This window comes from Chelatococcus composti, assembly GCF_014201415.1.
GTDB lineage: Bacteria > Pseudomonadota > Alphaproteobacteria > Rhizobiales > Beijerinckiaceae > Chelatococcus_A > Chelatococcus_A composti.
In genome coordinates this window covers 76,436-91,150 of sequence record NZ_JACHEH010000006.1, presented here as the reverse complement: position 1 = coordinate 91,150, position 14,715 = coordinate 76,436, and the positions used below count along the sequence as shown (strand labels likewise).

The 14,715-nt window shown below is 69.2% G+C and carries 13 protein-coding genes and 1 tRNA gene; 9 read left to right on the top strand and 5 right to left on the bottom strand.

The features are described from left to right. Nucleotides 1-22 precede the first annotated feature (22 nt). Entirely contained in the window at nucleotides 23-1,933 is a 1,911-nt protein-coding gene (cobT, locus tag HNQ73_RS13665) for a cobaltochelatase subunit CobT (RefSeq protein ID WP_183335443.1), read from the top strand. Further along, nucleotides 1,930-2,958 (top strand): esterase-like activity of phytase family protein, encoded by a 1,029-nt coding sequence (locus tag HNQ73_RS13660; RefSeq protein WP_183335442.1) that lies wholly within the window; start codon nucleotides 1,930-1,932, stop codon nucleotides 2,956-2,958. Before cobT ends, HNQ73_RS13660 begins: the two co-directional genes overlap by 4 nt. A 4-nt stretch (nucleotides 2,959-2,962) precedes the next feature. On the opposite strand, the gene HNQ73_RS13655 is transcribed toward HNQ73_RS13660, so the two are convergent. Together HNQ73_RS13655 and rpmB are read right to left on the bottom strand one after the other, a co-directional pair. Continuing rightward, nucleotides 2,963-3,586: a queuosine precursor transporter gene (locus HNQ73_RS13655; RefSeq protein ID WP_183335441.1), complete on the bottom strand. Its 624-nt coding sequence runs from the start codon at nucleotides 3,584-3,586 to the stop codon at nucleotides 2,963-2,965. A 79-nt stretch (nucleotides 3,587-3,665) separates the two neighbouring features. Then, nucleotides 3,666-3,956, bottom strand: coding sequence for a 50S ribosomal protein L28 (gene rpmB / locus HNQ73_RS13650; protein ID WP_183335440.1), 291 nt, complete (start codon nucleotides 3,954-3,956; stop codon nucleotides 3,666-3,668). 272 nt (nucleotides 3,957-4,228) lie between these two features. On the opposite strand from rpmB, the gene HNQ73_RS13645 reads away from it, so the two are divergent. The 5 genes from HNQ73_RS13645 (at nucleotide 4,229) to HNQ73_RS13625 (ending at nucleotide 10,602) form a co-directional block, all read left to right on the top strand. After that, nucleotides 4,229-5,101 (top strand): DUF3108 domain-containing protein, encoded by an 873-nt coding sequence (locus HNQ73_RS13645; RefSeq protein ID WP_183335439.1) that lies wholly within the window; start codon nucleotides 4,229-4,231, stop codon nucleotides 5,099-5,101. Between the two features lie 559 nt (nucleotides 5,102-5,660). Continuing rightward, nucleotides 5,661-8,801: a helicase-related protein gene (locus HNQ73_RS13640; RefSeq protein WP_183335438.1), complete on the top strand. Its 3,141-nt coding sequence runs from the start codon at nucleotides 5,661-5,663 to the stop codon at nucleotides 8,799-8,801. A gap of 42 nt (nucleotides 8,802-8,843) precedes the next feature. After that, entirely contained in the window at nucleotides 8,844-9,140 is a 297-nt protein-coding gene (locus HNQ73_RS13635) for an RNA-binding S4 domain-containing protein (RefSeq protein ID WP_183335437.1), read from the top strand. A 205-nt stretch (nucleotides 9,141-9,345) separates the two neighbouring features. Beyond that, nucleotides 9,346-9,684, top strand: a complete 339-nt coding sequence (fdxA, locus tag HNQ73_RS13630) for a ferredoxin FdxA (RefSeq protein WP_183335436.1) — start codon at nucleotides 9,346-9,348, stop codon at nucleotides 9,682-9,684. 333 nt (nucleotides 9,685-10,017) lie between these two features. Beyond that, complete coding sequence (locus HNQ73_RS13625; protein WP_183335435.1) at nucleotides 10,018-10,602, top strand: CarD family transcriptional regulator; 585 nt, start codon at nucleotides 10,018-10,020, stop codon at nucleotides 10,600-10,602. 149 nt (nucleotides 10,603-10,751) lie between these two features. Here HNQ73_RS13625 and HNQ73_RS13620 read toward each other — a convergent pair whose 3' ends face one another. Both HNQ73_RS13620 and HNQ73_RS13615 read right to left on the bottom strand, forming a co-directional pair. Then, a complete protein-coding gene (locus tag HNQ73_RS13620; RefSeq protein ID WP_183335434.1) occupies nucleotides 10,752-12,188 on the bottom strand; it encodes a M48 family metalloprotease in 1,437 nt (478 codons plus the stop codon). A 44-nt stretch (nucleotides 12,189-12,232) separates the two neighbouring features. Next, nucleotides 12,233-13,039, bottom strand: coding sequence for a thermonuclease family protein (locus HNQ73_RS13615; protein ID WP_183335433.1), 807 nt, complete (start codon nucleotides 13,037-13,039; stop codon nucleotides 12,233-12,235). 80 nt (nucleotides 13,040-13,119) lie between these two features. Between HNQ73_RS13615 and HNQ73_RS13610 the strand changes: the two genes are divergently transcribed. Together HNQ73_RS13610 and rnk are read left to right on the top strand one after the other, a co-directional pair. Continuing rightward, nucleotides 13,120-13,196: transfer RNA gene (locus HNQ73_RS13610), tRNA-Arg, on the top strand. A gap of 560 nt (nucleotides 13,197-13,756) precedes the next feature. Beyond that, the gene (gene rnk / locus HNQ73_RS13605; protein WP_183335432.1) at nucleotides 13,757-14,170 is read left to right on the top strand and encodes a nucleoside diphosphate kinase regulator; all 414 of its coding nucleotides are present in this window, start codon (nucleotides 13,757-13,759) and stop codon (nucleotides 14,168-14,170) included. A 32-nt stretch (nucleotides 14,171-14,202) separates the two neighbouring features. On the opposite strand, the gene HNQ73_RS13600 is transcribed toward rnk, so the two are convergent. After that, on the bottom strand, nucleotides 14,203-14,712 hold the full coding sequence (locus tag HNQ73_RS13600; protein ID WP_373284919.1) for a CAP domain-containing protein: 510 nt from the start codon (nucleotides 14,710-14,712) through the stop codon (nucleotides 14,203-14,205). Between the last annotated feature and the right edge of the window lie 3 nt (nucleotides 14,713-14,715).

Here is a 14,715-nt window from a genome sequence, read left to right as displayed (position 1 = left end):
GGACGGCCAGAGGGGCAGCGCCGTGAGCATCTCTAACCGCAAGCCTGCCACGTCGAAGGAGGCGCCGAGCGAGCCGCTGAAGCGCGCCGTTTCCGGCGCCATGAAGGCCATGGCCCGGCGGCCGGATCTCGACATCACCTTCGCCGTGGACCGGCCGGCCCTCGTCGGCGAGCGAGCTCGCCTGCCGGAGCCGCCGCGCCGCATGAGCGAGGCGGACGCTGCCGTTCTGCGCGGCCACGCCGATGCCATGGCGCTGCGCCTTGCCTGCCATGACGAGGAGGTGCACCGCCGCTTGGCCCCCAGCGGGCAGCAGGCGCGGGCGCTGTTCGACGCGGTGGAGCAGGCGCGCGTGGAGGCCATCGGCGCCCGCCGCATGAGCGGTGTCGCCGCCAATCTCACGGCCATGCTGGAGGACCGCTGCCAGCGCGCCCACATGCAGGATGTCGTCGACCGCAGCGACGCCCCTATCGAGGAGGCGGTCGCCCTGATCGTGCGCGAGCGGCTGACGGGCCTGCGTCCGCCGCCCTCGGCGCGCAAGCTTGTCGACCTCTGGCGCGACGTGATCGAGGACAAGGCGAGCCGCGAGCTCGACAGGCTGGCGGCCTCGCTGGAGGACCAGCGCGCGTTCGCCCGCGGCGTGCGCGACATCCTCGTCAGCCTCGACATGATCGACGAGACCGATCTCGACGCCGAGGACGAGACGGACGACGACAGCCAGGACAGCTCCGAGCAGCGGCAGGACCAGAACGAGGGCGAAGGCGAGCGCCAGGCGCAGGAGGATGGCGGCGAGAGCGAGGCGTCCGCCGACGCCGTGCAGGATGATCTGGAGGACGGCGAGAGCGAGGCCGCCGAGGCGCCCGCCGGCGAGATGGCCGACGATGGCGAGCTGGCCGAGGCAGATGATGCGGGGGAAGCGAGACGCCCCCCGACCTCACTCTCCAACGAGCCGCGTGGCCCCGAGTACAAGGCCTTCTCGACGCGCTTCGACGAAACGGTTGCCGCTGAGGACCTGTGCGACGCCGAGGAGCTGGCGCGGCTGCGCAGCTATCTCGACAAGCAGCTCGCCAACCTGCAGGGCGTCGTCGCCCGCCTCGCCAACCGCCTGCAGCGGCGGCTGCTCGCCCAGCAGAACCGCGCCTGGGAGTTCGACCTCGAGGAGGGCATGCTCGACCCCGCGCGCCTGCCGCGCGTGGTGACGGACCCGTTCCAGCCGCTCTCCTTCAAGCGCGAGAAGGACACCGACTTCCGCGACACCGTGGTGACCCTGCTCATTGACAATTCGGGCTCCATGCGCGGGCGCCCGATCACCGTCGCCGCGACCTGTGCGGACGTTCTCGCCCGCACGCTGGAGCGCTGCGGCGTCAAGGTGGAGATCCTCGGCTTCACGACGCGCGCCTGGAAGGGCGGGCAGAGCCGCGAGCTGTGGCTGCAGTCCGGCAAGCCGGCCAACCCTGGCCGCCTCAACGATCTGCGCCACATCATCTACAAGGCGGCCGACGCGCCCTGGCGCCGTGCCCGGCGCAACCTTGGCCTGATGATGCGCGAGGGCCTGCTCAAGGAGAATATCGACGGCGAGGCGCTGGACTGGGCGCACAAGCGCCTCCTGGCGCGGCCCGAGCAGCGGCGCATCCTCATGGTGATCTCGGATGGCGCGCCGGTCGACGATTCGACACTCTCGGTCAATCCCGGCAACTATCTCGAGCGGCACCTGCGCCATGTCATCGCCGAGATCGAGGAGCGTTCGCCGGTCGAGCTGATCGCCATCGGTATCGGCCACGACGTCACCCGCTACTACCGCCGGGCGGTGACCATCGTCGATGCCGAGGAACTCGGCGGCGCGATGACGGAGAAGCTGGCCGAGCTGTTCGACGAGACGGCGAGCCGCGCCGCGCCGGCAAGGGGCCGCCGCCAGCGCCAGCGCCTGCACGCATGAGGCTGCCGCGGCCGACTCGCCGCGCCCTGCTCGGGGGCGGGCTGGCGGTTGCCGGGCTCGCTGCCTGCGGCCTTCGCCGTGTCAGCGCCCGCCCGCCGGTGCCGGAAGGGCCCGTGCGCCTCGACATCGAGGCGCACCGCATCGATGCCTTCCGCCCCGGCGATCCCGACCGCCGGCGCTTCGGCGACCTCACCTTCCTCGGCGGACTGAAGCTCAGCGCGAGCTATGAAGGGTTCGGCGGCTTCTCCAGCCTCGACTATGCCGGCGACGGACGACTCGTCGCGATCTCGGACGCGGCCGAGTGGCTCGTGGCGCGACCACTGCGCGAGGGCGATCACGTCGTCGGCCTCGCCGAGGCGGTGATGGCGCCGATGCTGGCCGGTAACGGCGAGCCTCTGGCAGCAACCCCGGCCTACGATACCGAGAGCCTCACGATTGCCGGCGGCACCGCCTATGTCGGCGTCGAGCGCGTCCACCAGATCCTTTCCTTCGACTGGGCACGATCGGGCATCGCCGCCCGCGCCAGACAGCTCGCCGTGCCGGCCGAGGTGCGGCACCTGCGCCGCAACCGCGGGCTCGAGGCCCTCGGGGTGGCGCCGCAGGGCAGCCCCGTGGCCGGCGCCATCGTGGCCATCGCCGAGCGTTCGGGCGAGGACGAGACAGCCGGCTTCATGATCGGCGGGCGTCGCCCCGGCCGGTTCACCCTCCGCCGACGGGACGGTTTCGACGTGACGGACCTCGCTTTCCTGCCCGGAGGCGATCTTGTCGTGCTCGAGCGGCGCTACGTGCCGCCCTTCAGCATCGGCATGCGCATCCGGCACATTGAGGCGCGGGCCCTCGTGCCTGGCGCTACCCTGGACGGCACGCGGCTGATCGAGGCGGACAACGGCTGCGAGATCGACAACATGGAGGGCCTCGCCGTCCGCCGCGGCGCGGGGGGCGAGATCGTTCTCACCCTCATCTCCGACGACAATTTCTCGATGCTCCAGCGCACGCTGCTGCTGGAGTTTGCCCTCACGCCATAGCGCGTCAGGAGGCGCGGGCCTCGACGACGGGGCGCACGATGCCCAGCAGCGCGCCGTAGGGCACCAGCATGGCGAGAGCCATCGCGACCTTGACGAGAAAGTCGCAAACCGCCCAGCCGATCCACACGGGAACGGTCGCGGTCAGCGCGCCGGCGCCATAGGTGGCAAGGTCGGTCACGTCGCCCGCGAAGGCGAGCGTGAAGAACAGCGCCGTGTCGAGCGCCGAGCCGACGAGGCTGCCGGTCAGCGGCGCCTTCCACCAGGCGAGCCGGCGCAGGCGGTTGAATACGCCGATGTCGAGAAGCTGCCCGACGAGGAAGGCGGTGCCGGACGCGAAGGCGATGCGCGGGGTCGCCGCGACGACGGAGGCAGCAAGCGCCACCACAAAGCCCGCGACGACCAGCAGCCGCGCTGCCGACGCGCCGTAGCGGCGGTTGGTCAGGTCGGTGACGAGGAAGGCGACCGGATAGGTGAAGGCGCCCCAGGTCAGGTAGTCCTCGAGCCCCCAGGTCGTGAAGGGATACTGCACCGCCACGTTGGAGGCGAGGACGACGAGCGCCATGGCGATGACGGGCGCCCACAGGCGGCGTGCCTGCACCTTCAGGAAAAGGCCTCGCGCGTGCTCCATGACCGGCTCCCGTCGTCGCGGGTGTCTAAACGCAAACGGGCGGCCGGAGCCGCCCGCGGGAAGGCTGACGCGTCGGGCCTTACTGTGCGGCGGCGAGCTTCTTCTCGACCTCGCGCTTCAGCGCGCGAGCACCCTGCGACAGCTCGCTGTCGGCCGCCTTGAGCAGGAAGGCATCGAGGCCGCCGCGGTGCTCGACAGAGCGCAGGGCGGAGGCGGCGATGCGCAGGCGAACGGCGCGGCCGAGCGCATCCGACTGCAGCGTGACGTTGCACAGGTTCGGCAGGAACCGGCGCTTGGTCTTGCGGTTCGAGTGGCTCACGAGGTGGCCGGTCAGAACCGCCTTGCCCGTCAGTTCACAACGGCGTGCCATGATTATCGTCCTCAACGCTACAGGTGCCGCCGACCAGGCAAAGCCCCTTGACCGGCAACCGTCGCCGGCGGCTGGGCACCACATGTCCCGAGAAAGTCGCGGGTGTATAGTGGACTTCTCAGGTGCTCGTCAAGGACGTGAAGACGGCCATCTCGCCAAACGGGGGGGGAAGCGCCACGATTCGGACTGATTCGCGAGCCAGTAAGGACAGCGGGCATCCGGGGTTCGACATGCAGCGCAACCGAACGAGGCGGTGGAAGTCCCTTCCCCGCATGCTGTGCCGCTCTGGCTTGGGCAGGGCGCGTCTTCCCGCGCCTGTCGGCGCCTCCCTGGCGCTCGTCGCCTTGCTGTCGCCGGCTGCCGCCGGCAACCTTGAGGCGCGATACGACATCTCCCTGATGGGTTTCAAGATCGGCGTCGCCACGCTCAAGGCGCAGATCGACGGCGATCGCTATGACCTGTCGATCTGGGCCAAGCTCACAGGCCTTGCCGGCGTCATGACCGGCGGCAAGGGTGCCGCCACGGCGACGGGCAGCCTCACGGACACCCGCCCCGCCCCTAAAACCTTCGCCATCACCACTGCGGGATCGGAAAAATCCATCACTGTGCGCATGGCCATGTCCGGCGGCGTGGTGCAGGCTGTCGAGATCAACCCGGAGATCGAGCCGCATCCTGACCGAATCGCTGTCACCGATGAGCACCGGCGTAACGTGCTCGACCCGGTCAGCGCCCTGCTGATGCCGGTCGGCGCCACGCTGTCTCCGGCGAACGCGGCAAGCGTGGGCCAGAGCGCCTGCCGGCGCACCCTGCCCATCTTCGACGGGGCGGCCCGCTACGACATTACCCTGACGCCGCGGACGGTGCGCACCATAAAGGGCGTCGGCTACCAGGGCCCCGTTGCCGTCTGTGACGTGCGCTATTCTGCCATCGCGGGGCATCGCGCCAACCGCAAGGTGACGAAGTTCATGGAGGAGAACAGGGACATGCAGGTGTGGCTCGCGCCGCTGGCCGGCACGCGCCTGTTCATGCCCTACCGCATCTCCGTGCGCACGCCCATCGGCCTCAGCGAGATCGAGGCGACGAGCCTGACGATGGACGGCGTTCCCCTCGGCCGGGACATGTCGCCGGTGCGGGCCCAGAACTGAACCACGACGGACGGCGAATTTACGATTTCGTTGAAGCGCAATGCGTGCGAGCGGGGAATCCTGTGCCGATCCGGCACGGTTCGGTAAACGGGCGGCCGTCTTTCGCCTCCGCGTTCGGCTCGCGTTGTCGGGCCGCTTGTGGCCGTCGGGCGGGCGGGCCACGATATCTCGTGGGGACCGGATGGAGAACAGCGGTTCCGCACTGATTCGTCGCATCTCTGTTCTCGTTTCAGCCCGATCGTTAACACCAGGCCAGCGGTGCCGCTCCGGTGCGTTAACGCCTTTCCGTTCGGGCGGGATCCGGCGCATTAACCATTCCGGGGCCTTCGTCCTGCCGTGGGGAAGGGGTATCGGCGACCATTGTGGTGGAGGGCCTTGGCGACCACCATATATCGTAGCGAACGAATCCTGATTCTGTGTGCGTCAGCGATTCGGGCGCATTTCGTTCTCGGAAGGTTCGCATCGTTAAAAAGCGCGCGGGCAGGCGTGCCACTGTGGTACAGGAGGGTACCGGGGTCAGGCTCCGCGACGCAGGATTGTTTGTCGTAGTCGGGATCGCATGCTGTTTCGATCGTTGCCGCCTTCCGTGCGCGCCCGGGGCGTTACCGCCGTCCTCGGACCCACCAATACGGGCAAGACGCATCTCGCCATCGAGCGCATGCTGGCGCACGAGAGCGGCGTCATCGGCCTGCCGCTGCGCCTCCTGGCGCGGGAGGTCTATGGCCGCCTCGTCGAGCGTGCCGGCGTCGACAAGGTGGCCCTCGTCACGGGTGAGGAAAAGATCAAGCCGCCACGCGCCCGCTACTGGGTGGCGACTGTGGAGGCCATGCCGCGCGATCTCGACGTGGATTTCTGTGCCATCGACGAGATCCAGCTTGCCAGCGACTTCGAGCGCGGCCACGTCTTCACCGACCGGCTGCTCAACCAGCGCGGCCGCTCCGAGACGCTGATCATCGGTGCGGCCACCATGCGCCCGCTCGTCGAGAAGCTGCTGCCCGGCGCCAACATCATCTCCCGGCCGCGCCTGTCGCAGCTCACCTACGCCGGCGAGAAGAAGATCACGCGCCTGCCGCGCCGCTCGGCCATCGTCGCCTTTTCGGCCGAGGAGGTCTATGCGGTCGCCGAACTCATCCGCCGGCAGAAGGGCGGGGCGGCGGTCGTGCTCGGGGCCCTGAGCCCGCGCACGCGCAACGCCCAGGTGGAGCTCTACCAGTCCGGCGACGTCGACTATCTCGTCGCCACCGATGCCATCGGCATGGGCCTCAACCTCGACGTCGACCATGTCGCCTTCGCCGCCGAGCGCAAGTTCGACGGCTATGGCTTCCGCCGGCTGACGCCTGCCGAGTTCGGCCAGATCGCGGGCCGCGCCGGCCGCCACATGCGCGACGGCACCTTCGGCACGACCGGCCGCTGCCCGCCCTTCGACGCCGAGCTTGTCGCGGCGCTCGAGGACCATGCCTTCGAGCCGGTGCGCATGCTCCAGTGGCGCAACCCGGAGCTCGACTTTTCCTCAGTTGCCGCCCTGCAGCGCAGCCTCGCCATGCCGCCGCGCGAGGATGGGCTGGCGCGGGCGCCCACCGCCGAGGACGAGGCGGCGCTCGAGATCGCCGCCCGCGATCCCGAGGTGCGCCAGCTCGCAAGCTCGCGCGCGGCAGTGGAGCGGCTGTGGGAGGTCTGCCAGGTGCCGGACTACCGGCGCGTGGCGTCAGCCGCCCACGCCGACCTCGTCATCACGATTTACCGCGATCTCATCCGCAACGGCGTGCTAGCGGAGGACTGGTTCGCCCGGCAGGTGCGACTCGTCGATCGCACTGATGGTGACATCGACACGCTGTCTGCACGCATCGCACAGGTACGCACTTGGACGTTCGTCGCAAACCGTCCCGACTGGTTGACCGATCCGGAGCATTGGCAGGCGCGAACCCGTCAGGTAGAGGACAAGCTGTCAGATGCGCTGCACGAGCGCCTGGCGAGCCGGTTTGTCGACCGGCGCACCAGTGTCCTGATGCGGCGTTTGAGAGAGAATGCGATGCTTGAAGCGGAAGTCACCGCCGCTGGGGACGTCCTGGTCGAAGGCCAGCACGTGGGCCAGCTCCACGGATTTCAGTTCGCTGCAGACCCGCAGGCTGATGGCACTGAGGCCAAGGCCCTGCGGGCCGCGGCACAGAAGGCGCTGGCCGGCGAGATCGAGATGCGCGCCGAGCGCCTCGCCAATTCCGGCGACGACACGTTCGTGCTCGCGAACGACGGTGTCGTGCGCTGGATGGGCGAGGCGGTGGCGCGGCTCATCCCCGGCGAGAAGCTGCTGGGCCCGCGCCTGCGCATCCTGTCCGACGAGCACCTGACCGGCCCGGCACGCGAGAAGGTGGAGCAGCGGCTGGACCTGTGGCTCAAGTCCTACATCGCCAGGCTGCTCGGGCCGCTCATTGCCCTCGAGGAGGCGAACGAGCTCACCGGCATCGCCCGTGGCATCGCCTTCCAGATCGCCGAATCCCTCGGCGTGCTGGACAGGGCGCGCGTGGCGCAGGAGGTGAAGGGGCTCGACCAGGAGCAGCGTGGTGCCCTGCGGCGCATGGGCGTGCGCTTCGGTGCCTACCACCTCTACCTGCCGCAGCTGCTGAAGCCGGCGCCGCGGGCGCTCGCCGCGCAGCTCTGGGCGCTCAAGCACGGCGGCCTCGACATCAAGGGGCTCGACGACATCCCCCATCTTGCCGCCTCCGGGCGCACGTCAATCCCCGTGGACCCCGAGGTGCCGAAGGCGCTCTATCGCGCCGCCGGCTTCCGCGTCTGTGGCGGGCGGGCGGTGCGTGTCGACATCCTCGAGCGTCTCGCCGACCTCATCCGGCCGGCCATCGCCTACCGGCCCGGCACGACGCCCGGCGAGCCGCCGCCCGGCGCGGCCGATGGTGACGGTTTCGTCGTCACCGTGACCATGACGTCTCTCGTCGGCTGCTCGGGCGAGGATTTCTCGTCGATCTTGAAGGCGCTCGGCTATGTCATGGACCGCCGCCCAGGCCCGGCGATCACCGTGCCGCTCGTGCCGGCGCCCCGCCAGATCACGCCACCGGAGGGCACTGCGTCCACGGAAGGCGACCAGGCGGGTGAGGATGCCACGGCGTCGCAGGCCGAGGGAACGGAGGACGCCGCCACGCAGGCGGACGAGCAGGAAGCGACTGCCGAGGCCGTAGCGGCCGCGCCGGCCGCCGGGGCGGAAGCCGTCGTCACCGGGTCTGCGGAGGCCGCCGCCGAGGCGCAGCAAGCCACGGAAGGCGTCGCACAACTGGCAGAAGAGCAGGAGCCTCAGGCACAGGCGGGCGCCGCCGAAGAGCCGGCCGAGCCCGCGCTCATCGAGGTCTGGCGGCCGCACCGGCATCACCACCACGCGCAGCAGCGGCAGGGTGCCGACAAGCGCGGCCGTCGCCACGGCCGTGGCGAGGCACCACGCGAGGGCGCATCAGGTCGCCCGGAAAAGCCGGCGGTGCGCGGACCGATGCGTCCCGCTCAGCCGCGCAACGGCGGACCGGCCGACGGGCGCCCCGAGAAACGCGCCGACGGCGGGCCACGCCGCGGCAAGCCGGGGGAAGGGCGTGGCGAGCGCCGGCAGGACCAGCGCAGCGAGCGCGCGCCCGACCCGAACTCGCCGTTCGCCAAGCTGCTCGTCCTCAAGCAGCAGCTCGAGGCACGGGACGACAAGAAGTAGGGCGGAGGGGCCGGCGCCCCGCCGCCCGCGCGGGCGGAGTGCATGGCGGAGCAGGAAGCCGAGCGACTGCGTCTCGACAAGTGGCTGTGGCACGCGCGCATGGCCAAGAGCCGCACGCTTGCCGCCAAGCTGGTGACGGCCGGCCACGTGCGCGTAAACGGCCGGCGCATGGAGGATCCTGCCCGGCGCATCGGCAAGGGCGATGTCCTCACCATCGCCCTGGCGCATGGCACGTTCGTCGTCAGGGTGGTCGCCCTCGGCACCCGGCGCGGGCCTGCGGCAGAAGCGCGCACTCTATATGTCGAAAATTTGCAGGACGGACCCGCGCCCCGTGAATGACTGCACACCGGCCGCCTCCAGGGCGGCAGACCAAGGGAGACGGGCGGGCTGCGACATTGCGCTGCAGGATGCCGCTCTCGCCAGCAGTGCGCGACGACACGTCGCTTGCGTTGACGGTCGGGAGAGGGTAGAGCGCGCTTTCATACTGACGGAAGGAGGCGAGGCCCACGCCTCCTGAGACGGGACCTGGCAGCAGGAGAAGCGGATGACCTACGTCGTCACCGACAACTGCATTCGTTGCAAGTATATGGATTGCGTCGAAGTTTGCCCGGTCGACTGTTTCTACGAGGGCGAAAACATGCTCGTCATCCATCCGGACGAGTGTATCGATTGCGGGGTTTGCGAGCCCGAGTGTCCTGCCGAGGCGATCAAGCCGGATACCGAGCCCAACCTCGAGAACTGGTTGAAGCTCAATGCGGACTACGCCAAGGTTTGGCCGAATGTCACGCAGAAGCGCGAGCCGCCGCCGGACGCCAAGGAGTTCGATGGCGTTCCCGGCAAGTTTGAGAAGTATTTTTCGCCTGAACCGGGCCAGGGAGATTGATCGTCTGGGCGTGCGCAGCGAGGCTGCGGCGCGGTAGGCCTTTGATTTTCAGCGCATTTTATGATAGGTTGTGGGCCTACAGTCGGTTAGCGCACGGGCACGGTCGTTTTCGCCGTACTTCAGTTCAGCCAACGAACGTCGGTATCGGAACCTGCGAGGCCGCGCAGGCGCCCAAGGCCTTTGTGCGTCACGAGTTCATCGACTGAGACTGGTTGCGAGGCGGAGACGTCACTCCGGCCCCGCTGATGTTGTGCCACCACCGTGAACCAGCCTTCCCGGTGGTGGAGCGTATCGTCCGCTGCGAGGCGAGTGCGACAGGAGGCGACCACTATCATGACGAATGCCAAGAAGACCGCCCAGCGTCAGGGTTTCAAGACGGGGGAATCCATCGTCTATCCCGCTCATGGCGTCGGCCAGATCGTCGCCATCGAGGAGCAGGAGGTCGCCGGTTTCAAGCTGGAACTGTTCGTCATCACGTTCGAGAAAGACAAGATGACCCTGCGCGTGCCGACCACGAAGGCGGCCAGCGTGGGCATGCGCAAGCTCGCCGAGACCCCTATGGTCGCCAAGGCGCTCGAGACGCTGACTGGCCGCGCGCGCGTCAAGCGCACGATGTGGTCGCGTCGTGCTCAGGAGTACGAGGCCAAGATCAATTCGGGTGATCTGATCGCCATCGCCGAGGTGGTGCGCGACCTGCACCGCTCGGACGCCCAGCCGGAGCAGTCCTACAGCGAGCGGCAGCTCTACGAGGCCGCGCTCGACCGGATGGTGCGCGAGATCTCGGCGGTCAACCGCATCACGGAGACCGAGGCGCTGAAGCTCATCGAGGACAGCCTCGCCAAGTCGCCCAAGCGGGCCGCCAAGGCGCCGGCCGATGCCGACCTCGACGGCGAGGATGTGCAGGAAGAGGCAGCCTGACCACCTTTCACGCAGCAAGAGCCCGGCAGAGATGCCGGGCTTTTGTTTGCCCGGATGGCCGGGCCTTGTTGCCGCTCGGGCGCGATCGCGCACGGGCAGCCCGCCCGGTGCAGCCGGACGCAAGGCTGCCCCCGGGACTGCGCTGCCGATCAATCCTCCGTGATGATCTTGTAGGTCCAGCCCGGCGTCAGGGGCTTGCCGGCTGTCAGCCCGTTGAGCACGAGGAAGCGCTCCAGCGGCCGGTCGGGCGCTGACATGCGGCTTGCGAGCTTCTCCGCCGTGTCGCCGGGCTGCGCCGTCACGAGGGCGATCCGCCGCGGGCGGATGGACGCGATCTCGTGCGAGGAGAGCCGGCGGAAGCTGGCCAGCGTCTGCCGGAAGTTGCGGATGGCGGCGCTGCTGCTGTCGCGCGAGGCATAGACGAGGCGGTAGACGGCGCCATCGACGCGGATCGCGGCCAGCTGGAAATGCCACTCCTTGCCGTGAGTGACGCCCGTCGCCGCCGGCAGGCCGTTAACCGTCGTCTCCGCGATGTCCTGCGTCGTCATGCCCTCGATCCAGCCGGAGGCGAGGAAGTCCTTGAGGCTCTGTGACGGTGGCAGTTCCACGGCGTCCAGGCGCAGGGCCTGCGAGCCGTCGGGCGAGACGCCGAACACGGCTTGGGCGGTGTTGTCGAGCTGGAACCCCTCCGGTCCGGCAAAGGTGATGCCGAGGCGCGGGTGCTGGAAACGGCGGCCCTGGACGACGCCATCAGCAGGGTCCTCGCCATAGGCTATACCGTTGATGGCGTTGAGATAGGTGTCGCGGTCGGCCACTCCGGGCCGCCCGTTGCTCACGAGCCGCGCCGCGGCAATGGCCTGGGACACACGCTCCGGCGTCGTGGGGTGGGTGGAGAGGAAGTTCTCCCCCGGCGCCGTCCGGCTCGCGCCGCCGTTGAGTTCGGCGTTGCGGCTGAGCGAGACGAGGAAACGCGCCGCACCGTAGGGGTCGTAGCCCGCCTTGGCGATGGTGCGCACGCCGATGCGGTCGGCCTCGAGCTCCTGGGCGCGGGAGAAGCCGGCGATCGACAGGCGCGTCTGGTCGCGCACGATCTCGCCGGCCACCGGATCGTTCAGCACTTCCGCGACGACGCGGCTGACGAGCATGGAGCGCTGCTCCATCTCGGCGCGCGCCACCGCGTGACGGGCCGTGACGTGGGCGATCTCGTGCGCCAGCACGCCGGCAATCTCCGACGTGTCGTTGGCGAGGGCGAGGAGGCCACGCGTCACATAGACATGGCCTGTCGGCAGGGCGAAGGCATTGACGGTGGGGGAGTTGAGGATGGTGACGCGGTAGTGCTCGGCCGGCAGGTCGCTCGCCGGCGTCAGCCTCGCCACCACCTGTTGCAGGAGCTGCTCTGCCCTGGCATGGCGGTACTCGCCGCCGAGCGCGGCCACAAGCTGGTGGTGCTCGCGGCTCGCGGCCCGGTCGATACCGGTCAGCCTCGGCGCCGCCGGCGGCAGGGGCGCCGTAGGCGGCAGGCGATCGGCGTCGAAGGCACAGCCGGCGAGGAGAAGGGCCGTGAGAAGTCCGGCCGCCAGACGCATGGCGCGCCCCGGCCCGGTTCGACCTGTCCTGACGCTCCACCTGCTCATTCCGTCCCGGCCACCTCGATCCACTCGATGTCCTCAGCCCGCATCACCTCGATCAGCGGGCCACCCCGAAGCTCGACGATGCCGCGCACGCGCACGCGGCGCCCCTTCAGGGACGCTGCGCTCCAGCCCGCCGCACGCAGCCTTCGCCAGATCGGTTTCGAGACCATGACCGTCATGTCCTCGGACCAGTTGCGACCGAAATTGAGATAGGTGCGTGCCGCACGCTCACCCACACTCACGATCGTGCCTTCGACAACGGCGAAGCGTCCCTCAAGGGCCGCAAGCCCGTCGAGATCATCCGCCTCACGCACCGCATGGTCGGCTTCGCGCCACAGCCCACGCCCCTCGCGCCGTGCCTTTGTCTCTGCCGTGAGCAGAATCTTTATGCAATCCCTTATGCCATACTGGGGCCACACGCGCGCCAGGCCGTTCCGCACCAGCAGCTCCTCGAGCATCACGATGTCGGAAGCGCCCCCGGCATCGGTTGACGCGCGTTCCGGGAGAACGTCCCAGACAGCAGAAAAGTTTTTTCCGACCAAGATTGAGGCAACATTGCGGCCCCAGCGATCCGTTGCTGCCCCGACGGCAGCGAGCGCGACCTCTTCCCCGGCGAGTGTTGCAAGCCGCCCACGCCAGGCGTCTGCAGCCGGCCCCTCCTGCGGCAGCAACGTCCCGGCGATCCGGATCGTGCGCCCGTCCTCGAGACGTAGGTCGCCGTGCCTCGTGACCGCAGCGACGCGGGCGGTTTCCACGCCGTTGCCAGCACAGGTTGCCGCCTTTGCCGGCGCCGCAGCGAGCAGCACCGTGAGCGCAACTGCGAGCCCGATGGGTTGCATCTGCCGCGCTGCAATTTTGAGAATCATGTGCTAAAGGGGCTGCGGTTGTCCCGGTAGCTCAGCAGGATAGAGCAACGGTTTCCTAAACCGTAGGTCATAGGTTCGAATCCTATCCGGGACGCCACTTGCCTTTCGGGCCAAGGCCTGGGCTGGATGGCCGCGAGCGGAGAAAAGAGGCAACGGCCGCGCCACGGCCCCCCAGCGCTAAACGATCGATCGCGGCGATGTCGCCGAGCCGCGGCTGGAGTTGCGGCCCTGCCGGCGCCGCCGGCTCGTGCAAGCACAGTCTTTCCGCCTCCACCGGCCTGGCTGCAGGAAACATGTGGCAGACGGCTCGCCCCGTTTGACAGCCAGCCGGGCCGAACCCATATTCAAGGCATGATGTCGAAGGTCGCCCCACTGCACCGTTTCCTGCTTCGCGCGGGTTCCCTCATCGCGGGACTATAGCCCCGGGCGCGGTGTGGCCAATGGCTGCCCGGGCTCGGGGCAGCCGCCGGGCTCTGCCCGACGACCGCCGGCGTGGGCCGGCCTTCCACCAATATCCCATGACAACCGTTCCATGACGCGGCCGTGAGGCCGCGTGGCGCCCGGCCACGAGCGGCCACGCCACAGGAGCTGTTCCGCAGTCCTCTGCCCGGCAGGAGCCGTGCCGGGTGCGAACATCTGATCAAGAGGTTCTTTCCCATGACCATCGTGTCTTCGCGCCGCACATTGCGCCGCCCCCCCATCACGGTCTCGCAGGAGGATTTCGACCGCCTCTACGCCCTGGCCGAGGCTGCGGCTGACCGCCAGCCGGAGGTGGCTGAGAATCTCTTGGGCGAGCTCGAGCGGGCGAAGGTTGTGCCCGCCAGCAAGCTGCGCAGCGCAGTTGTCGGCATGGGCTCGCGTGTCACCTTCGAGGACGAGGTGACGGGCAAGGTGCAGACGGTTGAGCTCGTGTTCCCCGGCGAGGCGGATATCGCGGCAGGTCGCATCTCCATCCTGACGCCCATCGGCGTCGCCCTCCTCGGCCTGTCTGCCGGCCAGTCGATCTCGTGGGAGACGAGGAGCGGCGAGCGGCGGCAGCTCAAGGTCCACGCAGTCGAGCAGCCGTCCTGAGCGCAGGCCGGGCGCCCTGCGCCGGCGGTGCGTCAGGGGCCGGCGAGGATCAGCGCCCAGTAGACCTTGTATTTCGAGCCCGGCGCGTAGGCCGTGGCAATGCCGAGGCGCGTCGCACCGGGAGCGAGCATGGTGCGGTTGTGCTGCGGCGACTCGCGCCATCCGGAAAATGCCTCGGCCATGGTGTGATATCCGGCCGAGAGGTTGACCGCCGGTGCCTTGATGCCTGCGCCGGCGAGCCGCTGCTTCACCGCATCGGCCGAGCTCGGCCGGTAGGCAGCCGCCATGCGCCGGGCCTCGGCCTCCGCCTCCTGCTGCAGGGCCGGGTCGACCGTCACCGGTGGCAAACCATGGTTGCGGCGGTAGGCGGAGATCATGCCGGCGGCGCTTTCGGCATCGATGCGCGCGCCGGCCAGGGCGAGCGAGCGGTAGAAGGCCGGCTGCTGCTCCCGCGGCGGCGGGGTGGTGCAGGCGGCAAGGGCTGCGAGCGAGGCGGCGGCGAGTGCGCGGCGCACGAGGCGCTGGCAGGGTCGTTCGATCATCAG